Consider the following 25,035-nt stretch of genomic DNA (forward strand, 5'->3'; position numbering starts at 1 on the left):
GTAGTAGACGCCGAGTGTCCCGTCCAGCCAGGCCGGCGACCACTTGGCCATCACGCCCCAGTCACCGCTGTTGTGCGGGTTCAGGTCATTACCCCGACGCACGTTGGTCAACGCGTCGCACGGTGCCAGGCCACACCCCAACGGGCTGCCCGGAACCACGGCGTTGGTGTTGCCCAACAGGAACGATTTCGCACCGAAGCCCACCAGGTCGGAACCACCGTAGTAGGTGCCCGCTTCCGGCAGGCGAGCGGCGTCCCAATCCAGGAAGTACTGGGCACCCACGGTCAACTCGGGGTTGACGGTGAACGTCATCGACAACTGGTTACGCGGAACGAACAGCTCCTTGGCTTCCGTACCCGGTGACGCGGCCAGTTTGGCCAGGTCTAGGCCGGACTGGCCGTAGCTGATCGAGTGCACCGGGTTGAGAATGGTCTCGCCCCAGAACACGTTGTGCTGACCGGCCTTGGCGCTGAACAACGATTCCTCACCCACTTCGGTGCTGTAGAACACGAACGCATCGAGAATCTCGCCCGACGGACCGCTGTAATAACGCTGGGCGTAGTTGCTCAGGTGCGGGCTGCCAAAACCGACGTTGTCGTTGGTGACGGGGGCCAGGCGTGGATCGTTGGCGACCAGGCCGGAGCGTGAGTCATTGCCGTTGACGAACGGGTTGGARTTGGAGCCGGTGTTGTCATACGCCTTGTCGTACCAGCTGGCAGCACTGACGCGAAAGCCCATGGCGTTCTTGTAGACCACGTCCATCTCGGTCAACAGGTCGACACGGTTGGTGATGTTGGTTCCGGACTTGCGGAAGTTGTAGTCGCCATCGTTGTTGTTTGGCGTCCCCAACATGCGCGTGTCGGCGCTTTCGGTGCGCACACCGTAGTTGTACTTGACGGTGTTATCGATACGCGCGGCCCAGTCCGGGTTGCCCGTATCCAGCTCAACCGCCTGGGCGGTCGGCATGGAAGCCGCCAGGATGGCCGAAGCCAGCAAGGTGTAGCGCGAAACCGTGAACCCTTGACGCATATTGTTGGGCATTGCGTGTCTCCGCCTGCTTATATTTTTTTACTAGCGTAGCGACATTCCCGCACTTCCTTGTTCCACGGGCTTTCCTGATTACATTTTTTTACGGGTCAAGGCACCGAATATGGCTGTGGAGTAAAAAATTCACAGACAAGCGGTGTTGAATTAAATATTTCAATGTTCTAGTCTCGATTCCACGTTGTACGAGATCAACCGCTGTTAGCACCTAAAAAACAAACAATCGGGAGCAAACATGAAAGCGAAAGTGATGTTGGGACTGTTCATGACGGCCGCAGTTTCTCTGCCAGCCTGGGCCGCGGACTGGACCGTGGGTGCTAACGTTGGCAACGTGCCTTGGGAGTTTCAGGACTCCAAAGGTGAGTTTGTCGGCTTCGAAGTCGATGTTGTAAATGAGGTGGCCAAACGCGCCGGAAAGAGCGTCGAGTTCGTCAACATTCCTTTCAACGGCCTGTTCAGTGCCGTGCAATCCAAACGAGTCGACATTGCAATTTCATCAATCACCATCACTCCGAAACGTCTTGAGTCGGTAGCCTTTGCGCAGCCTTACTTCGACAGTGACCAGTCCCTCACCGCACTGACCACGTCCAAGGTCAAGAGCCTGGGCGATATGAATGGCAAGGTGGTGGGCGTCGACACCGGCTCCACCGGTGACATGTGGATAGGTCAACACAAGGATGAGTACAAATTCGAAGATGTTTCGCGCTACGAAGGGCTTTCGCCGGCCATGCTCGATCTGGCTTCCGGGCGCATCGATGGCTACCTCAGCGACATTCCGGCGGTGCTCTATTACATCAAGGACAAGCCGCAGTACTCCATCGTTGCGCGAATTCCCACCGGCGAACGCTATTCGCTGATGCACGCTAAAGGTTGGGAAATGAGCGATCAGGTCAACGACATCATCAGCAAGATGAAAGAAGACGGCACACTCGGAAAGATCCACAAACAGTGGTTCGGCACCGAAGCCAACAAAGATTCGAGCACCCTGCAGGTGACCGCTGTCCTCAAGTAAGCCTTGCCGATGATGCGTGAAAGTGGCGACGCCAGTTCGCCACTTGTATTGACCGAGGTAACCCATGGATCTTTTGCAGACATTTTTTAACTGGAACGTGCTCGTCGAGTCGCTTCCGCTGATGATGCGCGGCCTGGGCGTGACCATTTTGCTGGGGGTGGTGAGTATTGCCCTTGGCCTGGTGGGCGGGCTTTTGCTGGCATTGCTGCGGTTGTACTCCTACGCACCTGTTCGAGCACTTGCGCGTATCTACATCGATATCATGCGCTCCATTCCACTGCTGGTTTTGTTGGTGCTCATCTACTACGCGCTGCCTTTTGTGGGCATTCGACTGTCGTCTTTTGCTGCCGCTGCCAGCGCGCTTTCGCTGGTGTCATGCGCCTACAGCGCGGAGATTTTTCGCTCGGGCATCGAGGCCATTCCCCGTGGCCAGTTCGAAGCTTCGGCCTCTCAGGGCATGAGCTTTTTCAATACCATGCGCGACGTTGTTTTGCCGCAGGCCATCCGCATCGTCATGCCGCCCATGACCAGCAATTGCATCAACGTCATGAAAGACACGGCGCTCGCCTCGGTGGTAGCGATGCCGGACTTGCTCAAGCAAGCCACCCAGGCGCAAGCGCTGGCGGCCAATCCGACGCCGCTGGTAGGGGCCGCGTTGCTGTACCTGTTGCTGCTGTTGCCGTTAGTGCAAATGGTCAGCTGGGTCGAACGTCGTAACGCCTCTGGAGGAAAAACCGCATGAGCACGTTGATCGACATTGAAAAACTCGACAAGTACTACGGCAACTTCAAGGCGTTAAGCGATATCAACCTGCAGGTTGAAGAAGGCGAAGTGGTGGTGATTCTGGGCCCTTCCGGCTCGGGGAAATCGACCTTGATCCGCTGCATCAATCTGCTGGAGAACTACCAGCAAGGGCATATCCGCGTGGCCGGCGAGCGGGTTGAAAGCGGTCCGCGACTGGCCGCCATCCGCAGTGAAGTGGGCATGGTGTTTCAGAGCTTCAACCTCTATCCGCACCTGACTGTGCTCGACAATGTGTCGCTGGCGCCGATTCGTGTGCGCGGTCTGAGCCGGCGTGATGCGCATGCCAGGGCCAAGGAACTCCTGGTGAAGGTCGGCATGGGCGATCACTCGCACAAATACCCCAGCCAATTGTCCGGCGGCCAGCAGCAGCGTGTTGCCATTGCCCGCACCATGGCCATGGAACCACGGGCGATCCTGTTCGACGAACCGACGTCGGCACTGGACCCGGAAATGGTGGGCGAGGTCCTCGATGTCATGCAAAACCTCGCGCGTTCCGGCGTCACGATGGTCGTGGTCACTCACGAAATGGGCTTTGCCCGGCGGGTCGCCGACCGGGTGATCTTCATGGAAAGCGGACGCATTGTTGAGCAGAACACCCCGGAGCCGTTTTTTACCGCGCCTCAGGAACCCCGCACGCAAGCGTTCCTGCAAGCCATCCTGCACCATTGAATCAGACTGGAGAAAAGTAGAGTGAATCCTCTCGATATAGATTACGTTCGCAAGCAATTTCCAGGTCTGGCCGGTGGCTATGCCTACATGGATAACGCCGGTGGCTCGATGGTGCTGAGCGCCGTGGCTGAGCGGGTCAGTGATTATCTGCTCAACAGCAGCGTGCAGCTGGGCGCTTCCTACCAACCTTCTGTCGATGCGGGCGAGCGCGTGATGCAGGCGCGTCACGCGGTGATGCAGTTGATCAACGCCGAGCATCCCGAAGAAGTGATCATGGGCGGCTCGACCACTCACTTGTTGCAAATACTGTGTCGTGCCATCGCTCCGTCCATCGTGGCAGGTGATGAAATCATCGTCACCAATTGTGATCACGAAGCCAACATCGGCCCTTGGGTCAAGCTGTGCGAAAGTCGCGGTGCGACCCTGCGGGTATGGCAGGTCAATCCTGATAGCTGTGAGCTTGAACTGGATGACCTTCAGGTTTTGCTCAATCACAAAACCCGTTATGTGGCCATGACCCACACGTCGAATATTCTCGGCTCGGTCAATCCGGTTGCCGAGGTTGCGCGGCGTGTCCATGCGGTAGGCGCCAAGCTGTGTGTGGACGCCGTCGCTTATGCGCCACACCGTCTGGTTGATGTGCAGGCCAGCGGCGCCGATTTCTACGTCTACAGTTTCTACAAAACCTTCGGTCCGCACTTTGCTGTGCTGTGGGGACGTCGGTATCTGTTGCTGGAGATGCCGAGCCTCAACCATTTCTTTATCGGCCAGGACGTAGTGCCTTACAAATTGCAGCCCGGTAACGTCAACTATGAGTTGTCCTTCGGCTGTATCGGCATTTGCGATTACCTGCTCGATATCAGCACCAGGCTTGGCGCAGAAGGCAGCGAGCGCAAACGCATGCAGGCGGCTTTCGATGCCTTCGAAGTGCAGGAAGATCTGCTTGCCGAGCGTTTGCTGGCCTTTTTACGTCAGCGCGAAGGTGTTCGAATCATTGGCAAGGCGCATACCCGCAATCGGGTGCCAACGATCAGTTTCGTGGTCGAGGGCGTTCAGTCCGAGGCGGTCGTGCGCAGGGTCGATGAGCATCGGATTGGCATCCGCTTTGGTGATTTCTATGCGCGGCGGCTTATCGAAGCCCTTGGGCTTGACCGGTTTGGCGGGGTAGTGCGAGTGTCGCTGGCGCATTACAACACGCTGGAAGAAGTCGACCGGCTCATCGCGGCGCTGGATCAAGCCATCACAGCGTTACGTTGATCGACGCACACACTTTTTATTTTACGAGCCTTCCCTATGGCCTTACCTGAAACCCTTGCAGCGCTGCGTGACTGTATCGCGGCCCAGCACGAACAACTGACCGGTCGCCTGCGCGATGCTGCACGATTCCTGATCGACAACCCGCATGAGGTCGCACTCAGCACGGTGGCCGAACTGGGTAAGCGTTCAAACATCGCACCGTCGGCTTATATTCGGCTGGCTCAGGCCCTGGGCTTTTCTGGTTTCAAGGACTTGCAGCGGTTGTTCCGCGCACCGCTGCAACAGGCTGCCGACACCCACTACAGCGAGCGAATCCGCCACTACGGCGGTGAGACCTTGCTGGAAGATCCGAGTGATGTCGGCGGGATTTTGCGCGAGTTCAGCCAGGCCAACATCGTTTCTCTGGAACACCTGGCGGAGGGCGGTGAGCAGGCCAATATCGAAGCGGCTATCGCCCACTTGCAAGCCGCTCGAACCACCTTCGTCATCGGCATGCGCCGCGCGTTTCCGGTGGCTGCGTACCTCAGTTATGCATTGAGCCGCGTCGGTCAGCGCACCGTGCATATCAGTGGTGCGGGCGGTACGTTGCCCGAACAGGTCAGTGCCATTGCCGATGATGATTTGTTGATTGCTGTCAGCTTTCCTCCGTACGCCCGTGACACCGTTGAGGCTTGTCGTCTGGCGAGGGAGGCGGGTGTGACGCTGGTTGCGATCACCGACAGCGTACTCAGCCCTATCGGGCAGATGGCCGATACGGTGATTGAGGTCAACGACGCCGAGTTACTGGGCTTTCGGTCACTCACCGCTTCGTTCTGCATTGCACAAACCCTGGCCATGGGGCTGGCCTTCCGCGAGTGGGGCTCCCTGAGTCATGAGCGGTTAAACGATATCGACTGTTAAACGCCCTGTTTTCAACTTTTTGATCCATTAGCCAGAACTTCAGGAGTACATCCCGATGGTTTCACCTGCCCGCGATTTGATCGGTTACGGTAAAAAACGCCCCCAAGGCACTTGGCCCAATGGTGCGCGTTTGGCCGTCAGCCTCGTCATAAACTACGAAGAAGGTTCCGAGCGCTCGCTGGCCATGGGTGACCCGGACCAGGAATCAATGACCGAGTGGGGCAGCTATTCAATACCCGACGGCACCCGCAATCTGGCGATGGAGTCGATGTATGAGTACGGTTCTCGCGTCGGGATCTGGCGCATTCTGGATATTCTCGAACAGCAATCGGTTCGTGCGACGTTTCATGCGTGCGCAGTGGCCTTTGAGCAAAACCCTGATGTCGCCCGTGCGGCGGTGGCCGGTGGTCATGAAATTTGCAGCCACGGCTATCGCTGGGAGGAAGTCTTTCGCCTGACCGAGGAGCAGGAGCGTGAACACATGCGCCTGGCGATCGAGTCATTCGAGCGCACCTGTGGCAAGCGTCCTGTTGGCTGGTATTGCCGCTATGGTGCCAGCGTCAACACACGTCGCCTGGTCGTGGAAGAGGGCGGCTTTCTCTACGATTCCGATGCCTACAACGACGATGTTCCCTACTTTGTCGAGGTTGAGGGGCAGCGTCACCTCGTGGTGCCTTACACCGCCGACGTGAACGATTTTCGCTACTGGAACTCGCCGGGGCTGTCCCAGGCATCGGACTTTTTCGAGTACATGAAAGAAAGCTTTGAGGTCCTTTATGAGGAGTCCGCTGAAGGACCCCGCATGATGTCGATCGGGTTGCATCCACGCATGGTGGGCCGTCCGGGGCGGGTGAGGGCGATCAAGCAATTCATCGAATATGCCAAGCAACACGGTGGGGTCTGGTTCGCTACACGAGAAGAAATCGCTCGTGCCTGGCTTCAACGAGCTTGATCGCGTGGCAATCACACCGGGTCAAAAAAGTGATGCGCTATTCCCCACTGTGATGAAAAAGTTCAGGGGGAACAGCCAGCCCGCCTGACCGGCTGGTGCCGGTTACTTCTGGAAGAGGCCTGATATGCAACCTTTTGATACGGTCATTCGCAACGCCCGCGTGGTAACCGCCGCGGACACGTTCACCAGCGATATCGGTATTCGTGATGGGCGCATCGTCTCCCTTGGCCTGGACCTGCCGCAAGGTCACCAGGAAATCGACGCGGCAGGCCGGCATGTCACCCCCGGTGGCATCGACAGCCATGTGCACCTCGACCAGCCGACTGGCGACGGCTCGGTGATGGCCGATGACTTCTTCAGCGGCACGGTCTCGGCGGCCTGCGGCGGCACCACCACCGTCATCCCGTTCGCCTGCCAGCAGAAGGGCGAAAGCCTGCGCTCTGCCGTCGATGACTACCATCGTCGGGCCGGTAACAAGCCGGTGATCGATTATGCCTTCCACCTGATCGTCACCGACCCCACCCCGCAGGTGCTGCGTGAAGAACTGCCGGCCTTGATTGCTGAAGGCTATACATCGTTCAAGATCTACATGACCTACGATGCGCTGAAGTTGGGCGACCGAGAGATTCTCGAGACGTTGTCGGTCGCGCGCCGTGAGGGCGCCATGGTGATGCTCCACGCCGAGAACAGCGATTGCATCGCCTGGCTTACCGAGCGACTACTGGCGGCCGGGCTGACTGCGCCGCGTTACCACGCCGCGTCGCGGCCGATGCTGGTGGAGCGCGAAGCGACCCATCGTGCCATCGCCCTTGCCGAGTTGGTGGACGTGCCGATCTTGATCGTGCACGTGTCGGGTCGCGAGGCCGTGGAGCAGATTCGCTGGGCCCAGAGCCAGGGGTTGAAGGTGTACGCCGAAACCTGTCCGCAGTACCTGTTCCTGACCGCCGACTCGCTGGGGTGTGACGACAGCTTCGAAGGTGCCAAGTGCATCTGCAGCCCGCCGCCGCGCGATGTTGCAAACCAGCAGGTGATCTGGGATGGCCTGGAGAACGGCTCGTTCGAGATTTTCTCGTCAGACCACGCACCCTTTCGCTTCGATGGCCCGAATGGCAAGAAGGCCCACGGTGAAGTGGTGTCGTTCGACCAGATCGCCAACGGCATTCCCGGTGTCGAAACCCGCATGGCACTGCTCTGGTCCGAAGGCGTGCGCACTGGGCGCATCACCCCGCAAAGCTTTGTTGCGCTGACCTCCACGAATGCCGCCAAGATGTATGGGCTGTATCCGCGCAAGGGCAGCATCGCTATTGGCGCGGATGCCGACCTGGTGATCTGGAACGAAGGTGAGTCAGTGCAGCTGTGCAACGAAATGCTGCACCACAACGTCGATTACACGCCTTACGCCGGCATGACGCTGAGCGCCTGGCCGGCCATGACCCTGTCTCGCGGTGAGGTGGTCTGGGACGGCGAGCCGCGCGGTGAGGCGGGTCGCGGCCAGTTTCTGCCGTGCGAGCGCCCGGCGCCCGCGCAACTGCGCCGACGTAAGACTGAGTTGCCATTGTGAGTGCGGTCGCGCAGGTGGCCGAGATCCTGATTCGTGCTTGGCGTGAGGGGCGCCAACAACCGTTGCCAACCCTGGAACTGGCTAGCGAAGCCGAAGCCTATGCCGTGCAGCACCAGGTAGCGGATGCCCTCGGCTGGTTCGCCTCCGGGCCGCCAGCGGCCTGGAAACTGGGCGGCGCTCCGGGAGGGCTGATCAGCGCCGCCGGGGTACCGGCAATGGCGGTACACCCGTCGGGTTGGCAGGTTCCGCCGGGCGATGCCTTCGGTTTCGGGATCGAGGGAGAACTGATCGTGCGCCTGTCGCGCGACCTCGATCAGCACACTGATCTGGCCATGGCCTGTGCGGCGGTTGATGTGTGGATGCCGGGCATCGAACTGTGTGGCACGCGCTGGCTGCAGGGCGATCAGGCCGCGCCACTGCTTCGGCTGGCCGACCAGCAACTCAACCGCGCGCTGGTACTCGGTGCACCGCAAAAGCTGGGGGAAATGCCGGATTGGTCAAGACAACAGGTGGCGTTGCGGGTGGCCGGGGAGCCTGAGTTCGTCGGCGTTGGCAGCCATCCATTCGGTGAGCCGCTGAGTTCGCTGCCGTGGCTGGCGCGTCACGCTGCTGCACTGGGCAGCCCCTTGCGAGCCGGTGACCTGGTGGCGAGTGGTAGCTGGACCGGTATCTACTGGGCGTCGGCCGGGGTGCAAGTGGAAGTTGAGTTTGCCGGGATAGGACGGGTTGCCTTGTCGACTTGATACGTTTCAAAGGCTTGCTGATGTTCAGTTTACGGAGCCAGCCGGCGCATTTCGAGTACATGAAAGAAAGCTTCGAGGTCCTTTATCAGGAGTCCGCTGAAGGCCCCCGCATGATGTCGATCGGGCTGCATCCACGCAGGGTGGGCCGTCCAGGGAGGGTGAGGGCGATCAAGCAGTTCATCGAGTATGCCAAGCAACACGGCGGGGTCTGGTTTGCCACGCGTGAAGAAATCGCTCGTGCCTGGCTTGAGCGAAGTTAAAGGCGTGGCACTCTGCTGATTTCAAATTGCGCTGAGCGCTGCGGACTGTTTCGCGCGCTCGGCAATCAAGCAAATCTGTTCAAACAAAATGACCGCGGCATTGATCGAGGTGATTTTGTTGGCGTGATCTTTAGTCGGCATTGGGCAGACCACATCCCCCCCGATCACGTTCATCCCACGCATGCCATGCAGCACTTGCATGACATCCCACATACTCAGGCCTGGGTAGCCGGGTTCGATGTTGGAGACGCCGGGTGCGTAAAGGGGGTCAAGGGAGTCCAGGTCAAACGTGATGTAGACCGGCGTATCGCCGATGATTTCGCGGATCTCCTTGAACACGGACTCAGGTCCCCGTTTATGAAATTCCAGTGCCTCAATGACCCGGTAACCGGCTTTCTCACTAAAATTCCCTTCGGTCTCGGCGTCCATGTGCCCGCGCATACCAATCTGGATCACTTTTTTCGGGTCGACTAACCCTTCGTCACACATGATCTTCGCCCAGGCACCAGCCCATTCGACATTGCCGAGGAATTTGTCCCCGTAATCACTTGCGTCATAAGAGTCATGGTGGGCGTCAAAGTGGACCATGGCCAGCGGTTGGTTGACGACAGTGGATTGTGAGCTCACCAGCGCGCGCAAAATGGGCAGCGTGATGGAATGGTCGCCGCCGATAGAAACGGGTTTGACGCCTGCGGCAACCAAAGGCATGTAGAACGCCTGGATATCCTTGATTGTTTGATCGTTGTGCATCGCGTTCGGCAGTGGCGCGTCACCCATGTCTCGAACCCTGCATTCATTCCACGGCGATAGCTTGAACTCCCGGTGGACGCGACGATAACCCATGGACACATCCCTCAACGCGCGGGGTCCAAAATGTTGATCTCGCTCATTCCAGCCATTGCCACTGGAGTGCGGGACGCCAATCAGTCCTATGTCGACTTCGGTCGGATCACGTTCAAGTTCACAGCGAAACAGAGTGGGAACCCCCCACCAGGCAAACATTTCCATCTGTTCGAAATTCTTGTCGGTCATCACTTGCCCCTTATCCAATGTGCAATGCATTTCGCAGGACGCCGCGTCACGGAACGCGGCGGATGGGGCGCAGCATGTCCGTTTGATTCCATTGGATAAATGCAAAGTAATCATTCCTGGCATTGATAACTATCAATGTATTGCGCGTTGCATCCGTGAAATTTTCTCTGTAGGTTTTCATGAAATTATAAAAACATAATTTCACGAGGCCTCGAATGTTCCAGCAATCCAAGCGACACGTCGCCAGCTATTACGCCCACAGTTGCGCCAATCTCTTGAGTGCCCGGCCCGCACTTGTGGGGGAGCGCGACACCGAAGTCGTGATCATCGGCGCCGGGTTCAGTGGCCTGCACACCGCATTGCGCCTGGCGTTGGCCGGCCGGCGCGTGACGCTGCTGGAGGCCAGCCGTGTAGCGTGGGCCGCTTCGGGGCGCAATGGAGGGCAGGCCATTCTCGGCTGGTCCTGTGACATGCCACCGCTGGAAGCTGCATTGGGTTATGAGCGCGCAAGGCGCCTGTGGGACGGCATGCGTTGGGCCGCTCAGGAGTTGCGTGAATTACCGGGGCGACACGGTTTCGACTGTGACTATCGTGCCGGACACCTGTGGACCTCGGTCATGCCGCGCCGGGTCAGCCTGCTGACCGAGTGGCAATACGAGGCCGGTCACAAATGGGGGCATGATGGCTTGCAGTTCATCCCGCGTAAGCAGTTGTCCGATTGGGTTGCCAGCGATCGCTATCAGGCCGGTCTCTACGATCCAGAAGGTGCTCACCTCAATCCACTGAAACTGGCGTTGGGCCTGGCGGCGGCTATTGAGTGTGCTGGCGGTCGCATCCATGAACAGAGCAAAGCGTTGAGTTATCGAGAAGAGGGCGGTCGTTTCCGGGTGGATACCGAGCATGGGTCGGTAAAGGCCGATGTGCTGGTACTGGCCTGCAATGCCTATCTGGACCGGCTCGATCCGCAACTGTCCAGTTGTGTGTTGCCGGTCGGGACGTATCAAGTGGCGACCGCCCCCCTGACGCCAGAGCAGGCCACGGCGCTGCTGCCGAGCAATGTGTGCGTGACCGATAACCAGTTTGTCCTCGACTACTTCCGTCGCACACCAGACAACCGCTTGCTGTTCGGTGGCGGCTGCACCTACCTGGGCGGCATGCCCAAGGACATTGCCGCGGCAACACGACCGTTTCTGGAACGGGTCTTCCCGCAGCTCAAGGGTGTTGATCTGGAGTTTGCCTGGGGCGGACACATTGACCTCACCTTGAACCGTACACCGGACGTCGGACGTCGGGGTAATCGTTACTGGCTACAGGGTTACTCCGGCCACGGCGTGCTCCCGACACTGGCGGCCGCCCGCGCGGTGGCTGATGCGATTCTCGGTCAGGAGGATGAACTGGCGTTGTATCAAGGCTTGAGCAATGGCCGTTTTCCCGGCGGCAAGTACCTGGCCGCGCCGCTGGAAGCGATAGGCAAGGCCTGGTATCGACTGCGCGACAGCATTTGATGAGTCATTTACCGGAACCCCAGCCATGAACAAGCAAGAAGAAATCGCCGCGCTGGCGATCCTGATTCACGATCTGCGCAAACACAAGAAATTCACTTTGAAGGACCTGGCTGACCAGATCGGTCGCTCGGTAGGTTTTCTGTCGCAAGTCGAGCGAGGTCTGTCTCGGCCCACCGTGGCAGATCTGACGGCGATCAGTGAAACCCTGGACGTACCGACGACGTATTTCTACAGCCTGCCCAAACCCAAGGAGTTGGCGTGGGTCACGCGGCCGGACGAACGCCGCACCTTGTACTTCGCCAACGGCATTACCGACATTCTGGTTTCGCCAAAAATACGCGCCTCATTTTCCATGCTCGAAAGTCATCTGGAAGCCGGGGCCAGCAGTGGTGACAGGCACCTGACCGACAGCTCGGAGCAGGGCGGCTACGTACTTGAGGGCGAGTTGACGCTGTGGCTGGGCGACGATGAAGACCCTGTCACGTTACGAACCGGCGACAGTTTTCAGTTCGACAGCCATACCCGATGCCGTTACGGCAACCTTACTGAGCAGCTCACGCGAGTGCTTTGGGTTTACACCTGATAACAAGACAAGGACCAACAATGATGGATGCTACCTGCTCTGATCTGCTGGCTGAGGTGCGGGCATTTCGCCAACGCTACCCCGAGGTGCGTTATGTCGACCTGATTTCCCTGGACATTCCGGGGCATTTTTACGGCAAGCGTTATCCCGTAGACATGCTGGAAAAAGTGGCGGCCGGCAGCGCGCTCAAGCTGCCGCAGAACTGTGTGCTGTTGGGCGTGCAGGGCGGGTTGTTCAAAATCGGTGACTACTGCTTCAACGACGGTGACCCGGACGCACCGCGCCGGCTGGTCCCTGGCACCCTCAAACCGGTGACTTGGGAAGCGCAGCCGCTGGGACAGATGCTGATTACTTCGGACGGCACCGAAAAGCCGATTGTGTTCGAACCGCGCGAAGTGCTGGCGCAAGTACTGGACCGGCTGGCGCGCAAAGGTATTCACCCGGTGGTGGCCTTCGAACTGGAGTTCTACCTGTTCGATAAACAGCTGCGTGACGGCTTGCCTCAGTTCCCACGCGATGGTGTGTCGGACGATGCCGATGATCAGCCGAACATGCACATCGAGCGCTTGTCGCGCTTTGCGCCTGTGCTGGACGAAATGGTGGAGGCGACGCGGGCTCAGGGCATTGATGCCACCGTGATTACCGCCGAACTGGGGCCGGGCCAGTTCGAGATCAACTTCGGTCATCTCGACGATGGTCTGCGTGCTGCCGACTGGGCCGCTCTGTTTTGTCGTAGCACCCGTGGCGTTGCGCTCAAGCACGGATACCGCGCCAGCTTCATGGCCAAGCCTTACTTGCAGCATCCGGGCAGCGGCATGCATGTGCATGTCAGTTTGTATGACAGTGCTGGCAATAACCTGTTGGCGGCTAACCAACAGCAAGCGCTACGCCATGCCGTGGCGGGGTGCTTGGAACTGCTGCCGCACAGCATGCCGATCTTCGCGCCGAACCAGAATGCCATGCGCCGTCTGGGTGGTACGGTGAACGTGGCCACTCAAGCGAGCTGGGGTTTCGAAGATCGCGATGCGTGCTTGCGTATTCCGGAGTCAGATACGAAAAACCTGCGCATCGAATATCGTCTGGCCGGTGCCGATGCCAACCCTTATCTGGTACTGGCGGCGATTCTGGTGGGATTGGAACATGGCCTGGAAGCAGGCAAAGAGCCGATCCCGCCGCTCAACGAAGACCGCAACAGTGGCATCGGCTTTCCGCTGGACATGCTTGAAGCCGTTCGCGCGATGCAGCACCAACCACAACTACGCAAAGGTTTGGGGGCGGAGTTTGTGGAGGTCTATTGCGAAAACAAACGTCAGGATCATCTGGCGTTCATGCAGGAGATCAGTGCCCGGGAATATCGCTGGTATCTGTAACGCGTGGGTGTTGAGGGGGGCACGWCACCTCAACACCCGCTGACTAGTTGTGGGCGCTGTCACTGAAGGCCTGCATCAAATCTTCTACCAGCGCTTGCTGGGCTTCGCTTGGTTGAYGGCCGCGATGGCACGTCAGGTGAAACTGCACGTTGAAGCCCAGCCGCTGCGGTTTCAGTGCCCGCAGCAATCCTCGCGCTTCCCACGGTGCAGCGATGTGCTGGGGGAGATAACCGATGTGTGCGCCCGAAAGAATGAAGGCCAGGCTGCCCTCGACCTGCTCGGTGCGGCCGGTGCTGTGGTTGGGCAGGTAGGGTTCGGTCGCATGGACGAATCGATAGGGGTATCGCACACCGTCACAGGCATCCAGTTGAGCCTGACTAACCTGCGCTACCCCGAACAGCGGATGACTTTTGGCGCAGTACAGTTGTTGCTGTTCGCTGAACAGCGGATGGTAATCCAGCGCGCTTTGCTGGCCGGAGAAGTAACCGATCGCCAGGTGCAGCTGGTCCTGGAGCAAACGGCGCTCAAGTTCAGCCGGCATGGCGCTGACCAGATCGATCTGCACCGCCTGATTGCGTTTGCGGAACAACCCGATGGCATTGGCCACACGTTCTAGTACTTGTGAGTCGAGTGACTCGGATAACCCGATCGACAACTCGCCAAGCAGCGTGTCGGCCATCCCTAAGGCCTCACCCTTGAACAGCTCGATCGATGAGAACAACTTGCGCGTGGCTTGCAGCACTCGCTCACCCTTGGGCGTCAGGTGAAAACCTGCCTTGCCGCGTTCGCACAGGCGATACCCTAGGCGAGTTTCGAGCTTGGCCATTTGCGTGCTGATGGTTGACTGGCCGATACGTAGTTCACCCTGGGCGGCGCTGAAACCGCCACATTCCACCACACAGACAAACAAGCGCAGTAGCTGCAAATCAAGGTCGCGTACCTGGCTGAACATCGCGGCTCCAAACATTGATGGGGATGAATGCCAAAGTAGCATGCTTCATATTTATTCGAATCATGCGCCGGCATAGGATCCTTGTATCGTTGCTAATCGAAGGAGTCACCGGATGCGTGTCGTGATTGGAGTGTTGTGCATGGGGTTGGGGCTCGGGGCYCACGCTGCTGATACTCAGCTCAATATTTACAGCTGGACGGAGTACGTGCCGGAATCGGTCATCCAGAACTTCAAGAAAGAAACGGGCATCGAGGTCAGATACGATGTTTTCTCCAGCGCCGATGAGCAAGACAGCAAGCTGCTGACCGGACGCAGCGGATACGACGTGATGTTCCCGTCCGCGAGTTCGTTGGCGGTGGCGATCAAGGCCAAGGCTGTGCAACCGGTCGAGCACAATCAACTGGCGAATTACGCCAACCTTGATCCCGAGCTACTGCTGAAACTGGCCAATAGTGATCCTGGCAATCAGTACGGGGTACCGTACGCATGGGGCACGGTAGGTTTGGGTATCAATCGCCAGGCGGTCGCCAAACGGATACCCGATGCACCGGTGAACAGCCTCGACCTGCTGTTCAAACCTGAATACGCCAGCAAGCTCAAAGACTGCGGTATCGCCGTGCTGGACTCGCCCCAGGAAGTGATCGGCATCGTCCTCAACTACCTCGGCCACTCACCCTACAGCAACGATGCGGGTGAACTGAAACAGGTACAACAACTGCTGGCACAGCTGCAGCCAAACTTGCGCTACATCAGCAGCAGTCGGCAAATCGACGATCTGGCCAAGGGCGAGGTGTGCCTGACACTGGTCTATAACGGCGACGCCTCGACAGCGGCCGCGCGCGCCAGCGACGCCAAACAGCCCTTTGAAGTGATCTACCGCATTCCGCGCGAAGGCACACTGGTCTGGTTCGACACCATGGCGATCCCTGTGGATGCACCGCACCCGCAGGCCGCTCGTGCATTCATTGATTTTATGTTGCGGCCGGAGTCCATCGCCGCCCTGACCAATAGCCTGTTCTATGCAAACGCAAACAAGGCCGCTACCCCGCTGATCGACAAGGCTGTGACCAATGATCCTGACATCTACCCACCCGAGGAGGTTCGCGCGCGGTTATTCAGCGAAAAGTTACTGCCGCTCAGCGCCCAGCGAGATCGCACGCGCCTTTGGAATACATTTCGTACCAAAACCTGACTGGGTTCTGTGTGAACAGGAGGGGGCAACCCATGGCTCTGGTCGCAGGAATTTGAATTGCACCGCGTTGCCCGGCAGAATCGCCTCCCGATCTGGCTAAGGTGCCGGACGTTCGTGGTGAAAAGGAACAGCGGTGAACGAACAGACATTGTCCATGCGCCTGGAGCGCGTGGCGGCGCATGTGCCAGCAGGTGCGCGCCTGGCCGATATCGGCTCGGATCACGGCTACCTGCCGGTTGCGTTGATGCGCCGGGGTGTCATCGCGGCGGCGGTGGCCGGCGAGCTGGCATTGACGCCGTTTCGCTCGGCCGAACGCACCGTGCGCGAAAACGACCTTGATCAGCAGATCACCGTGCGCCTGGCCAATGGCCTGGATGCGATCGAACCGGGAGACGGGATCACGGCGATCAGCCTCTGTGGCATGGGCGGCGAGACGATCCGTGACATCCTCGACAGTGGCAAGGCGCGCCTTGGCGGCCAGGAGCGCCTGATCCTGCAGCCCAACGGTGGCGAGCAGCCGCTGCGCCAATGGCTGATGGACAATGGCTACCGCATCCTCTGCGAGGAATTGCTGCGGGAAAACCGCTTCGACTACGAAATCATCGTCGCCGAGCGCGACGGGCCGGTGATGTACACCGACGAGGAACTGTATTTCGGCCCGCTGCAGATGCAGGCCCGCAGCCCAGCGTTCCTGATCAAGTGGCAGCGCATACTGCGCGAGAAGCAGAAGACCCTGAGCAACTTCGCCCGGGCGCGGCAGGCCGTGCCCGAGGAGAAGGTGCAGGACATCGCCCGGCAGGCCCGGTGGATCACCGAGTTGCTGGCTTGAGCCCGTCCTGGGTGTCTGGGCTATAAGGAGTCGAAATGTCTTACCAAACAGGAAGGGAAGCGTTTATGCAAGGAGTCCGGGCGCTCCTTCCATTGATTCCCGGTGTCGTTCCATTCGGCTTGCTGACCGGAGTCATGGCGATCAATTTGGGCCTGTCACCTGGTACCACCATGGGCATGACCCTGCTGTTCTACTCAGGATCCGCTCAGATGGTCGCACTGCAATTGCTTCATACGGGTATTGTACCGGTGGCGATTGTGGCCACGGCCCTGGTCATCAATCTGCGTTTCATCATGTACAGCGCGTCTCTGGCGCCTCATCTGCATCATTTGCCCCGGCGCTGGACGTGGCCGATGTCCTACATGCTTTCTGACCAGTCCTACGCACTGTGCAGTCTCAAGCTTTCATCTGGCGAGCTAGGGCAATTCGCACACCACTACTATGCCGGCACCGCCGTTGCCATGTGGTTGTCATGGCAATTGTCGGTATTGGCGGGCGTTTACCTGGGCGCAAGCATCCCCGAAACCTGGTCCTTAAGCTTTGCCATACCGCTTTCTTTCCTGGCGCTTCTGGTTCCCGGGATACGCAGTGCAGCGAGTCTGGGCGCCGCCTCGGTCGGCGGGCTGCTTGCCGTGTTTGCCGTCGATATGCCCTATAACCTCGGGCTGGTAACCGCTTCCATCGGCGGTGTCATGGCGGGTCTACTGATCGAGCGTCTTCGCAAAAGCCCATTGCGCGATGCGCAGCCCCATGACGTCGAGAGGGAGACGCCATGAGTGATTTAGCGTTGTGGGGGCTGTTCCTGGCGGTCGGTATGGGAACGTTCGCCATGCGACTTTCCTTTGTCGAACTCTATGGTCGATTGCGAATTCCGGCGCTGCTGCGTCGAGCCTTGCTTTATGTTCCGGCGAGTGTGCTGGCAGCGCTTGTACTACCTGCCGTGGTGTACCCCAATGGGCAGAGTGAATTCGTGTTGAGTAACCCTCAGATACCCGCCGCCATTATTGCTGCGTGGGTTGCTTGGCAGACTCGAAATACTGTCCTGACGCTGGCGGTCGGGATGGGGGCGCTGTGGCTTTTCAAATTTTTGGGTGTGTAATGTGCCCATGCGCCGCCGGTGCGACTCGAGCAGCAGCGTGAGCTTTCGTTGAAGGGGGCTGCGCAATCCAATCGTTTTAATCTGAAGTCGACTATTTACCTTATATGCGGAAAACCATATATTCGTTTTTCCGTATATGAGCTGAGACTTCACGCTGACCAGCAAAGCCCGTGTCCTTTCGCTGGGGAGCGTTTCGATCAGTCATAAACAAACACTGAGAAACGAAATGACTGACCCTCTGACACCGACCACTGTTTTCAAATGCCTGGCTGACGACACTCGGGTCCGCACGATGCTGCTCGTCACCCGTGAAGGTGAGCTATGTGTTTGCGAGCTGACCTGCGCACTGAATGAGAGCCAGCCAAAAGTCTCCAGACACCTCGCGCAGTTGCGCAGCTGCGGTTTGTTGTCTGACCGTCGGCAAGGCCAATGGGTGTATTACCGGCTGCACCCGAATCTCCCTGATTGGGTCCATCAAGTGCTCACCATAGTGCTTGAAAGCAACGCGCATTGGTTGAGYTCTGACGCCAAACGCCTTGATGGAATGGGTGAGCGTCCTCAACGGGCACTGGCCTGCTGTGAAAGCTGAATCGCCTGATTGCGCCTTCGACTACGAGGTCGCTCGATGAAAATCCTGTTCTTCTGCACTGCCAATAGCTGGCGCAGCATCTTTTGTGAAGCAGTGAAACGCCGCTGGTTCGATGAATTCAAGAGCGCCATCGCGCAGGACAAAGACTATGTTTGATGACCATATGCCCCAACTCGATACCGGACTGATTGATCTCCCGTCGGCAGACAAACTCGGTATCGAAAAGGCCTCCACCCACAAGCCGCGCATTTTGCTGCTGTACGGATCGACTCGTGAGCGTTCTTTCAGTCGCCTGATGGTAGAAGAGGCCGCTCGACTGCTGGAGCACTTCGGCGCCGAGACGCGAATATTCAATCCATCCGGCTTGCCGTTGCCAGATGACGCACCCGACGATCATCCACGTGTGAAGGAGTTGCTCGACTTGGTGTTGTGGTCAGAGGGACAAGTCTGGTGCTCTCCAGAGCGTCACGGCAATATGAGCGCAGTGTTCAAGGCCCAGATCGATTGGGTGCCACTCGCAATGGGCGCCGTACGCCCGACCCAGGGCAAAACCCTCGCCGTCATGCAGGTGTGCGGTGGCTCGCAGTCGTTTAACGTGGTCAATCAGCTGCGAGTGCTGGGTCGTTGGATGCGCATGTTTACCATCCCTAACCAATCCTCCGTACCGAAGGCCTATTTGGAATTCGATGACAACGGCCGGATGAAACCTTCTCCCTTCTACGACCGTGTCGTTGATGTGATGGAAGAGTTGGTGAAATTCACGCTGCTGCTTCGTGACCGTCAGGACTATCTGGTTGATCGTTATTCCGAGCGCAAAGAGTCGGCGCAAGAACTCATGAAACGTGTCAATCAGCGCTCCATCTGAGGATTTTTCCAGCATGCCACTCGCCATTCAGCATCCTTCCCCTATCGAATACATCGGCCAGTTCGCCACCCGACCGAACTCCCACTGACAGCTGATTCAGAGACAACAACATGACTATCAAAGTTGGCATCAATGGTTTTGGCCGGATCGGTCGCCTCGCTCTGCGAGCAGCCTGGAGCTGGCCGGAGTTTGAGTTCGTGCAGATCAACGATCCAGCAGGTGACGCGGCGACTCATGCGCACCTGCTGAACTTCGATTCGGTACACGGCCGTTGGAACTGCCAGGCCGATTCCGAGGGCGACAGCATTGTCATCGACGGCAAACGCATCAAGGTAACGGCCAACAAGGCGATTGCCGACACTGATTGGTCGGGCTGTGATCTGGTGATTGAAGCCAGCGGCAAGATGAAGACCGTCGCTGTGCTTCAGGCTTACCTCGACCAAGGGGTGAAGCGCGTGGTGGTCAGCGCTCCCGTGAAGGAAGAGGGCGCGTTGAACATCGTCATGGGCGTCAATCATCAACTGTTCAATGCGGCGGAACATCGCATCGTCACCGCCGCTTCGTGTACCACCAACTGCTTGGCGCCAGTGGTGAAAGTGATCCACGAAAAGCTGGGCATTCGCCACGGTTCGATTACCACCATCCACGACCTGACCAACACCCAAAGCATTCTCGACCAGCCGCACAAGGATCTGCGCCGTGCGCGTGCTTCGGGTATGAGCCTGATTCCAACCAGCACCGGCTCGGCCACGGCCATCGCTGAAATCTTCCCGGAGCTGCGCGGACGCCTGAATGGTCACGCCGTTCGCGTGCCGTTGGCCAACGCTTCGCTGACTGACTGTGTCTTTGAAGTCGAGCGGGCGACCACGGTCGAAGAGGTCAATCAGTTCCTCAAGGACGCTTCCGAGAACGAGCTCAAAGACATTCTCGGATTCGAGGAGCGTCCACTGGTGTCCATCGACTACCGCACCGACCCGCGATCATCAATTATCGATGCGCTGTCGACCATGGTCATCAATGGCACCCAGGTCAAACTCTATGCCTGGTACGACAACGAATGGGGCTATGCCAATCGCACCGTCGAACTGGCCAGGATGGTCGGTCTGGCAGTCTGAGGAGCGGTCATGAAAGCGTTGTCAGCCCTCGCGCCACAAGTTCGGCAGTACCTGCTCGTGACCGGTAATTATTGGGCCTTTACCCTCACCGACGGCGCCTTGCGCATGTTGGTGGTACTGCACTTTCACGCGCTGGGCTACAGCCCACTGCAAATCGCGGCGCTGTTTCTGTTCTACGAACTCTTTGGCGTGATCACTAACCTGGTGGGTGGCTACCTCGGCGCCCGACTGGGTCTGAACCGAACCATGAACATCGGGCTGGGCCTCCAGGTCGCGGCGCTGCTGATGCTGACGGTTCCTGTCGCCTGGCTGACCATCCCATGGGTGATGGGCGCGCAGGCACTGTCGGGGATTGCCAAAGACCTGAACAAGATGAGCGCGAAGAGCTCGATCAAGCTGCTGGTTCCGGATGGGCAGCAGGGAAAGCTCTACCAGTGGGTGGCGATCCTCACCGGCTCGAAGAACGCACTCAAGGGTGTCGGCTTCTTTCTCGGCGGAGCCTTGCTGGCCTTGATCGGCTTCAAAGGCGCATTGTTGGCGATGGCGGGTGTCCTGGCGCTGATCTGGATCAGCAGCTTGATCCTGTTGAAGAAGGACTTGGGCAAGGCCAAAGCCAAGCCAAAATTTCGCGACATCCTGTCCAAGAGCCGGGCGATCAATATCCTCTCGGCAGCGCGGATGTTCCTGTTCGGTGCCCGTGATGTCTGGTTCGTGGTGGCCTTGCCGGTGTACCTGAGCAGTGTCTTCGGCTGGGACTTCTGGAAGGTTGGCGGGTTTCTCGCGGCCTGGGTGATTGGCTACGGCATCGTGCAATCCTTCGCGCCCAACATCACCGGAAAGAAGCGTGGGCACGTGCCGGATGGTCGTGCAGCGTTTCTTTGGGCACTTGCACTGGCGGGCCTGCCTGCGGCCATTGCTCTCGGGCTGAACACCGGCCTGTCGCAACAAGTAGTGCTGCTGGGTGGGCTGATGGTGTTTGGCGTGCTGTTCGCGGTGAATTCGTCGCTGCACAGCTACCTGATCGTGTCTTACGCCAAGGAAGACGGCGTGTCGCTGGATGTGGGGTTTTATTACATGTCGAACGCCTTGGGGCGGTTGATCGGCACGGTGCTATCCGGCTGGGTTTACCAGGTGTCCGGGCTAGGGGCGTGTCTATGGATATCGAGTGCATTCGTGCTGCTTGCAGCGTTGATTTCAATTGCATTGCCCCGTCACGCGCTGAGTGAATAACTGCTTCGCGCGATAGCAGGCATGACGGGCCAGGCTCTGCAAATCCCCTGAACAAGAGCGGCCGGATATCACTGGCCTGGCGTAGAATCCTCAAACCGCGCCCCAGCCCGAGACGGCCCCTCCATGCAGACCCCCACCCAATCAACCCCACTTTGGAAAACCTACCTGCTTTTCCTCGCCCCGATGGTCCTGTCGAATTTCCTCCAATCCATGTCAGGCACCGTCAACAGCATCTATATCGGCCAGATGCTCGGCACCCAGGCCCTGGCGGCCGTGTCAGGCATGTTCCCCATCGTTTTCTTCTTCATCGCCTTGGTGATCGGCTTGGGCGCGGGGGCCAGTGTGTTGATCGGCCAGGCCTGGGGCGCGCGCGAGTCGCATCTGGTGAAGACCATTGCCGCGACCACCTTGCTGTTGGGCGCAATGATCGGTCTGTCCGCCGCGGTGCTGGGCAGTGTGTTCGCCAGGCCAGCCCTGCAGGGTTTGGGCACGCCGGCCGATGTGCTGGACGACGCGGTGTCCTACGCCCACGTGATGATGTGGATCATGCCGTCGCTGCTGGTCTACGTGCTATTTACCCAACTGTTGCGCGGCGTGAGCGACACGCTGTCGCCGCTGATCGCGTTGGTGGTGTCGACCTGTATCGGGTTGGCGCTGACGCCGGCGTTGATTCGTGGGTGGTTCGGGTTGCCGATGATGGGGATTCAGAGTGCGGCGTATGCCGGGTTGGCGGGTAACTTGTCGGCGATGGGGTGGCTGGCGTGGCGATTGATTCGCAAGGGGCATCCGTTGGCGCCGGATCGGGAAATGTTTGCGGCGATGAAGCTGGATCCGGTGATTCTTGGCAAGGTGTTGCGCATCGGCTTGCCGACAGGCTTGCAGATGGTGGTGTTGTCGGTATCGGAGCTGGTGATTCTGGCGCTGGTGAACCAGCACGGTTCGCAGGCGACGGCGGCGTATGGGGCTGTGACGCAGATCGTCAATTACGTGCAGTTTCCGGCGCTGTCGATTGCGATCACGGCGTCGATTCTCGGGGCCCAGGCGATTGGGGCAGGGCGCCTGGAACGCATGGGGCCGATTTTGCGCACGGGGCTGCTGATCAATGTGTGCCTGACCGGCGGGTTGGTGCTGCTGGGTTACCTGTTGTCGCACTGGTTGCTGGGGCTGTTCCTGACGGATGACTCGACGCGGGCAATGGCCGAGCACTTGTTGCACATCATGCTCTGGAGTCTGTTGGTGTTTGGCTTCCAGGCGATTGTCGGCGGCATCATGCGCGCCAGCGGCACGGTGTTGGTGCCGATGGCGGTGTCGATTTTTTGCGTGGTGCTGGTGCAGTTGCCGGTGGCGTATGTGCTGGACGGGTATTTTGGTTTGCCGGGCGTGTGGATGGCATTCCCGGTGGCGTATCTGGGGATGCTGGCGTTGCAGACCGCGTATTACCGCTTTGTTTGGCGGCATCAGAAAATCCAGCGATTGGTGTAAGCGGCGCCGCTTGATGTCGGCCAGCGTCAGGCCGACAATTCTCTGGGACTGCGTGATGAAACCGACGGGCGTGATCGCCTGAGGAGGTTTTCGAATGAGTCCCCCATCGAACATCGTTTTGCAGGACCGTGCAGCGGCCGGTCGGCGTCTGGTGGCGCCGTTGCTCGCCTATGCCCATCGCCCGGAAGTGATCGTCCTCGCCTTGCCCCGTGGTGGCGTGCCGGTAGCCTATGAGGTGGCCACGGCGCTGGACGTTCGCCTCGACCTGATGCTGGTGCGCAAGCTCGGTGTACCGTCGCACGAGGAGTTCGCCATGGGCGCGATAGCCAGTGGCGGCATCCAGATTCTCAATGAACAGGCTTTGCGGGCGCATCCGATTGATAAGGTCGCATTCGATGCGGTGGTCGCCCGGGAGACGCGGGAGCTGTTGCGGCGCGAGCAGGTTTACCGGGGAGCGCGCGCGTCGGTGCAACTCAAGGATCAAGTGGTGATTCTGATCGACGATGGTCTGGCGACAGGCGCCTCGATGATGGCGGCGATTCACGCGGCGCGGGTGCATGCGCCGTCTGGCATCGTGGTCGCGGTGCCGGTTGGGCCACCCGAGACGGTCGAGGCGTTGCGCAGTGAGGTGGATGAATTGATCTGTCCGCTCATGCCTGAGTGGCTGATGTCGATTGGTCATTGGTACATGGATTTTTCCCAGACGTCGGATGCAGAAGTCATCAGGTTGTTGCAACGGGCCTGGGAGAAAGAGGACTGCGCCGATCCACCCTGAGAGTTGCCAACGTAAAAAGTATGACTGTTTTAGTTGTTGTGTCCTGAATGCGATTTGCTCGCTATTACACGCGCCTTGGCAGGGTGGATAACTAATGGATCCAAAAAGTTTATTGTGAAGTCTATGTAAATTAAGCAGGCCAGTTGTCATGGGCCTATCAGGGAAGTTGCTGACTTAGTATCGACGCGATAAGTCACAAATTCTAACTACCGTTTGTCGGTAGTGCGCTCAAAAAATGAACATTCGGGTATTCTGGGGCTCTCATTCTTCAGCAGTCATTCATGACCTGCGCCAGAATCCGTAGTAAAGAAGTGGAAAAGTGAACCTCATGTGCATTGAATGCTATGGGGGTTTTTTTTCACTTAAACCCGGGAGAAACACTTAAGCAGATCGTTGGTTCGCTTAGCGAATTAATGATCATGGCCGTGCCAAGTCTACGATTTGGCTTATCTTGAATCAGTAAGATCGAACAGGTATTTTTGAATAAATACATAACCTGTGGAGCATCGATCAGTACTGTCGAATAAGGTGGAGAGCGTACCGTGGCGATAAATACAATTATGAGCCTGATAGAAAACAAAGAATTCATGGAGTTCTTGCGATTGGGCGTTATTTATGTCCATTTAGTTGCGTGTTGTGTCGCCATTGGTTTGGTGTTGACCAGTGATATTGCGATGGTGAGAGATCTATTTAAGCGAAAAACATTTACGGAGCATGATAATGCTCACATGGAAAGTCTGCAGAAATCTGTCTTTATTGCGTTGATAGCCTTGTGGGTAACCGGTGCTGCGATCATCGGTATTGATTACCTGGACAAAGGCATGAACTACTTTATGAATCCAAAGCTTCAAGCCAAAGTCATTATTGTCGCCTTGCTGACGTACAACGGTATCGTGTTGCATCGCCTGGTACTGCCTGCTCTGCAAAAGGCCGGCTCATTGCTCAATCTCGGGTTCAGCGCCCGGATGATGGCGCTGTTCTGCGGCTCACTGTCGGCAGTGTCCTGGATGTACGCGGCCATGTTGGGAGTCGGGCGTCCGCTGGCCTGGAAGTATTCCCTGACTGAACTATTGATGGCTTATCCGGTGTTGATTGCACTGGGTTTCCTGATGATGTTTGCGTTGACTCAACGAGCGAAACAACCGGACTACGCAATTGCGTCCCCGCGGACATTCGCAGCCGCTTGTTAAGTCGGTCAAGCGATTAGACCTTACA

Annotated in this window: 26 protein-coding genes; 23 read left to right on the plus strand and 3 right to left on the minus strand. The window is 58.3% G+C overall.

Annotation, left to right across the window (positions count from 1 at the left end; genetic code table 11):
- Positions 1-1,041, minus strand: a 1,041-nt coding sequence (locus AC1DSG_RS03505; protein ID WP_477789609.1) for a DUF1302 domain-containing protein, incomplete at its 3' end; no start/stop codon positions are given.
- Between the two features lie 238 nt (positions 1,042-1,279).
- Here AC1DSG_RS03505 and AC1DSG_RS03510 point away from each other — a divergent pair.
- From AC1DSG_RS03510 to AC1DSG_RS03550, 9 genes are all read left to right on the plus strand, one after another.
- Positions 1,280-2,056, plus strand: coding sequence for a transporter substrate-binding domain-containing protein (locus AC1DSG_RS03510; protein ID WP_477789610.1), 777 nt, complete (start codon positions 1,280-1,282; stop codon positions 2,054-2,056).
- 64 nt (positions 2,057-2,120) lie between these two features.
- On the plus strand, positions 2,121-2,798 hold the full coding sequence (locus tag AC1DSG_RS03515) for an amino acid ABC transporter permease (RefSeq protein WP_180202993.1): 678 nt from the start codon (positions 2,121-2,123) through the stop codon (positions 2,796-2,798).
- On the plus strand, positions 2,795-3,529 hold the full coding sequence (locus tag AC1DSG_RS03520) for an amino acid ABC transporter ATP-binding protein (protein ID WP_477789611.1): 735 nt from the start codon (positions 2,795-2,797) through the stop codon (positions 3,527-3,529). Before AC1DSG_RS03515 ends, AC1DSG_RS03520 begins: the two co-directional genes overlap by 4 nt.
- Positions 3,530-3,550: 21 nt before the next feature.
- Positions 3,551-4,786, plus strand: a complete 1,236-nt coding sequence (locus AC1DSG_RS03525) for a cysteine desulfurase-like protein (RefSeq protein WP_477789612.1) — start codon at positions 3,551-3,553, stop codon at positions 4,784-4,786.
- Positions 4,787-4,822: 36 nt separating this feature from the next.
- On the plus strand, positions 4,823-5,686 hold the full coding sequence (locus AC1DSG_RS03530; RefSeq protein ID WP_477789613.1) for a MurR/RpiR family transcriptional regulator: 864 nt from the start codon (positions 4,823-4,825) through the stop codon (positions 5,684-5,686).
- A gap of 55 nt (positions 5,687-5,741) precedes the next feature.
- Entirely contained in the window at positions 5,742-6,638 is an 897-nt protein-coding gene (locus tag AC1DSG_RS03535) for an allantoinase PuuE (protein WP_477789614.1), read from the plus strand.
- 124 nt (positions 6,639-6,762) lie between these two features.
- Complete coding sequence (gene hydA / locus AC1DSG_RS03540) at positions 6,763-8,199, plus strand: dihydropyrimidinase (protein ID WP_477789615.1); 1,437 nt, start codon at positions 6,763-6,765, stop codon at positions 8,197-8,199.
- A complete protein-coding gene (locus AC1DSG_RS03545) occupies positions 8,196-8,942 on the plus strand; it encodes a 2-keto-4-pentenoate hydratase (protein WP_477789616.1) in 747 nt (248 codons plus the stop codon). The genes hydA and AC1DSG_RS03545 overlap by 4 nt, the downstream gene beginning before the upstream one ends.
- 20 nt (positions 8,943-8,962) lie before the next feature.
- Positions 8,963-9,202 (plus strand): hypothetical protein, encoded by a 240-nt coding sequence (locus AC1DSG_RS03550; RefSeq protein WP_477789617.1) that lies wholly within the window; start codon positions 8,963-8,965, stop codon positions 9,200-9,202.
- A gap of 21 nt (positions 9,203-9,223) precedes the next feature.
- On the opposite strand, the gene AC1DSG_RS03555 is transcribed toward AC1DSG_RS03550, so the two are convergent.
- Complete coding sequence (locus AC1DSG_RS03555; RefSeq protein ID WP_477789618.1) at positions 9,224-10,234, minus strand: arginase family protein; 1,011 nt, start codon at positions 10,232-10,234, stop codon at positions 9,224-9,226.
- A gap of 215 nt (positions 10,235-10,449) precedes the next feature.
- On the opposite strand from AC1DSG_RS03555, the gene AC1DSG_RS03560 reads away from it, so the two are divergent.
- Genes AC1DSG_RS03560 through AC1DSG_RS03570 form a run of 3 tightly spaced genes read left to right on the plus strand, consistent with a single transcriptional unit; the run spans position 10,450 to position 13,692 of the window.
- Positions 10,450-11,739: an NAD(P)/FAD-dependent oxidoreductase gene (locus AC1DSG_RS03560; protein WP_477789619.1), complete on the plus strand. Its 1,290-nt coding sequence runs from the start codon at positions 10,450-10,452 to the stop codon at positions 11,737-11,739.
- 25 nt (positions 11,740-11,764) lie between these two features.
- Positions 11,765-12,322 (plus strand): helix-turn-helix domain-containing protein, encoded by a 558-nt coding sequence (locus AC1DSG_RS03565; RefSeq protein ID WP_477789620.1) that lies wholly within the window; start codon positions 11,765-11,767, stop codon positions 12,320-12,322.
- A 23-nt stretch (positions 12,323-12,345) separates the two neighbouring features.
- Positions 12,346-13,692: a glutamine synthetase family protein gene (locus tag AC1DSG_RS03570; RefSeq protein ID WP_477789653.1), complete on the plus strand. Its 1,347-nt coding sequence runs from the start codon at positions 12,346-12,348 to the stop codon at positions 13,690-13,692.
- A gap of 43 nt (positions 13,693-13,735) precedes the next feature.
- Here AC1DSG_RS03570 and AC1DSG_RS03575 read toward each other — a convergent pair whose 3' ends face one another.
- Positions 13,736-14,644: a LysR family transcriptional regulator gene (locus tag AC1DSG_RS03575; protein ID WP_477789621.1), complete on the minus strand. Its 909-nt coding sequence runs from the start codon at positions 14,642-14,644 to the stop codon at positions 13,736-13,738.
- Between the two features lie 112 nt (positions 14,645-14,756).
- Here AC1DSG_RS03575 and AC1DSG_RS03580 point away from each other — a divergent pair, with 112 nt between their 5' ends.
- The 11 genes from AC1DSG_RS03580 to AC1DSG_RS03630 all read left to right on the plus strand — a co-directional run bounded on the left by AC1DSG_RS03580 (position 14,757) and on the right by AC1DSG_RS03630 (position 25,010).
- Positions 14,757-15,836 (plus strand): extracellular solute-binding protein, encoded by a 1,080-nt coding sequence (locus tag AC1DSG_RS03580; RefSeq protein ID WP_477789622.1) that lies wholly within the window; start codon positions 14,757-14,759, stop codon positions 15,834-15,836.
- 133 nt (positions 15,837-15,969) lie between these two features.
- On the plus strand, positions 15,970-16,665 hold the full coding sequence (locus AC1DSG_RS03585; protein WP_477789623.1) for a tRNA (adenine(22)-N(1))-methyltransferase: 696 nt from the start codon (positions 15,970-15,972) through the stop codon (positions 16,663-16,665).
- A gap of 35 nt (positions 16,666-16,700) precedes the next feature.
- Positions 16,701-17,441, plus strand: coding sequence for an AzlC family ABC transporter permease (locus tag AC1DSG_RS03590; RefSeq protein ID WP_477789624.1), 741 nt, complete (start codon positions 16,701-16,703; stop codon positions 17,439-17,441).
- The gene (locus AC1DSG_RS03595) at positions 17,438-17,764 is read left to right on the plus strand and encodes an AzlD domain-containing protein (RefSeq protein WP_477789625.1); all 327 of its coding nucleotides are present in this window, start codon (positions 17,438-17,440) and stop codon (positions 17,762-17,764) included. Before AC1DSG_RS03590 ends, AC1DSG_RS03595 begins: the two co-directional genes overlap by 4 nt.
- 226 nt (positions 17,765-17,990) lie before the next feature.
- Positions 17,991-18,353, plus strand: coding sequence for a metalloregulator ArsR/SmtB family transcription factor (locus tag AC1DSG_RS03600; protein WP_477789626.1), 363 nt, complete (start codon positions 17,991-17,993; stop codon positions 18,351-18,353).
- Positions 18,354-18,501: 148 nt separating this feature from the next.
- A complete protein-coding gene (arsH, locus tag AC1DSG_RS03605) occupies positions 18,502-19,218 on the plus strand; it encodes an arsenical resistance protein ArsH (protein ID WP_477789627.1) in 717 nt (238 codons plus the stop codon).
- A 110-nt stretch (positions 19,219-19,328) separates the two neighbouring features.
- Complete coding sequence (locus tag AC1DSG_RS03610; protein WP_477789628.1) at positions 19,329-20,333, plus strand: ArsJ-associated glyceraldehyde-3-phosphate dehydrogenase; 1,005 nt, start codon at positions 19,329-19,331, stop codon at positions 20,331-20,333.
- A gap of 9 nt (positions 20,334-20,342) precedes the next feature.
- On the plus strand, positions 20,343-21,563 hold the full coding sequence (gene arsJ, locus AC1DSG_RS03615; RefSeq protein ID WP_477789629.1) for an organoarsenical effux MFS transporter ArsJ: 1,221 nt from the start codon (positions 20,343-20,345) through the stop codon (positions 21,561-21,563).
- 123 nt (positions 21,564-21,686) lie between these two features.
- Positions 21,687-23,045 (plus strand): MATE family efflux transporter, encoded by a 1,359-nt coding sequence (locus AC1DSG_RS03620; RefSeq protein WP_477789630.1) that lies wholly within the window; start codon positions 21,687-21,689, stop codon positions 23,043-23,045.
- A gap of 94 nt (positions 23,046-23,139) precedes the next feature.
- On the plus strand, positions 23,140-23,820 hold the full coding sequence (locus tag AC1DSG_RS03625) for a phosphoribosyltransferase (protein WP_477789631.1): 681 nt from the start codon (positions 23,140-23,142) through the stop codon (positions 23,818-23,820).
- 542 nt (positions 23,821-24,362) lie between these two features.
- Entirely contained in the window at positions 24,363-25,010 is a 648-nt protein-coding gene (locus tag AC1DSG_RS03630) for a hypothetical protein (protein WP_477789632.1), read from the plus strand.
- Positions 25,011-25,035: the final 25 nt, after the last annotated feature.

The sequence above is a fragment of the Pseudomonas sp. P5_A12 genome, from assembly GCF_056400685.1.

Excerpts from the sequence above, each read along its gene's own strand:
- AC1DSG_RS03535 (WP_477789614.1), top strand. The coding sequence starts at position 5,742 with ATGGTTTCACCTGCCCGCGATTTGATCGGTTACGGTAAAAAACGCCCC.
- AC1DSG_RS03560 (WP_477789619.1), top strand. The coding sequence starts at position 10,450 with ATGTTCCAGCAATCCAAGCGACACGTCGCCAGCTATTACGCCCACAGT.
- AC1DSG_RS03595 (WP_477789625.1), top strand. The coding sequence starts at position 17,438 with ATGAGTGATTTAGCGTTGTGGGGGCTGTTCCTGGCGGTCGGTATGGGA.
- arsJ (WP_477789629.1), top strand. The coding sequence starts at position 20,343 with ATGAAAGCGTTGTCAGCCCTCGCGCCACAAGTTCGGCAGTACCTGCTC.
- hydA (WP_477789615.1), top strand. The coding sequence starts at position 6,763 with ATGCAACCTTTTGATACGGTCATTCGCAACGCCCGCGTGGTAACCGCC.
- AC1DSG_RS03590 (WP_477789624.1), top strand. The coding sequence starts at position 16,701 with ATGTCTTACCAAACAGGAAGGGAAGCGTTTATGCAAGGAGTCCGGGCG.
- AC1DSG_RS03530 (WP_477789613.1), top strand. The coding sequence starts at position 4,823 with ATGGCCTTACCTGAAACCCTTGCAGCGCTGCGTGACTGTATCGCGGCC.
- AC1DSG_RS03625 (WP_477789631.1), top strand. The coding sequence starts at position 23,140 with ATGAGTCCCCCATCGAACATCGTTTTGCAGGACCGTGCAGCGGCCGGT.
- AC1DSG_RS03565 (WP_477789620.1), top strand. The coding sequence starts at position 11,765 with ATGAACAAGCAAGAAGAAATCGCCGCGCTGGCGATCCTGATTCACGAT.
- AC1DSG_RS03620 (WP_477789630.1), top strand. The coding sequence starts at position 21,687 with ATGCAGACCCCCACCCAATCAACCCCACTTTGGAAAACCTACCTGCTT.
- arsH (WP_477789627.1), top strand. The coding sequence starts at position 18,502 with ATGTTTGATGACCATATGCCCCAACTCGATACCGGACTGATTGATCTC.
- AC1DSG_RS03555 (WP_477789618.1), bottom strand. The coding sequence starts at position 10,234 with ATGACCGACAAGAATTTCGAACAGATGGAAATGTTTGCCTGGTGGGGG.
- AC1DSG_RS03610 (WP_477789628.1), top strand. The coding sequence starts at position 19,329 with ATGACTATCAAAGTTGGCATCAATGGTTTTGGCCGGATCGGTCGCCTC.
- AC1DSG_RS03550 (WP_477789617.1), top strand. The coding sequence starts at position 8,963 with ATGTTCAGTTTACGGAGCCAGCCGGCGCATTTCGAGTACATGAAAGAA.
- AC1DSG_RS03570 (WP_477789653.1), top strand. The coding sequence starts at position 12,346 with ATGGATGCTACCTGCTCTGATCTGCTGGCTGAGGTGCGGGCATTTCGC.
- AC1DSG_RS03520 (WP_477789611.1), top strand. The coding sequence starts at position 2,795 with ATGAGCACGTTGATCGACATTGAAAAACTCGACAAGTACTACGGCAAC.
- AC1DSG_RS03510 (WP_477789610.1), top strand. The coding sequence starts at position 1,280 with ATGAAAGCGAAAGTGATGTTGGGACTGTTCATGACGGCCGCAGTTTCT.
- AC1DSG_RS03515 (WP_180202993.1), top strand. The coding sequence starts at position 2,121 with ATGGATCTTTTGCAGACATTTTTTAACTGGAACGTGCTCGTCGAGTCG.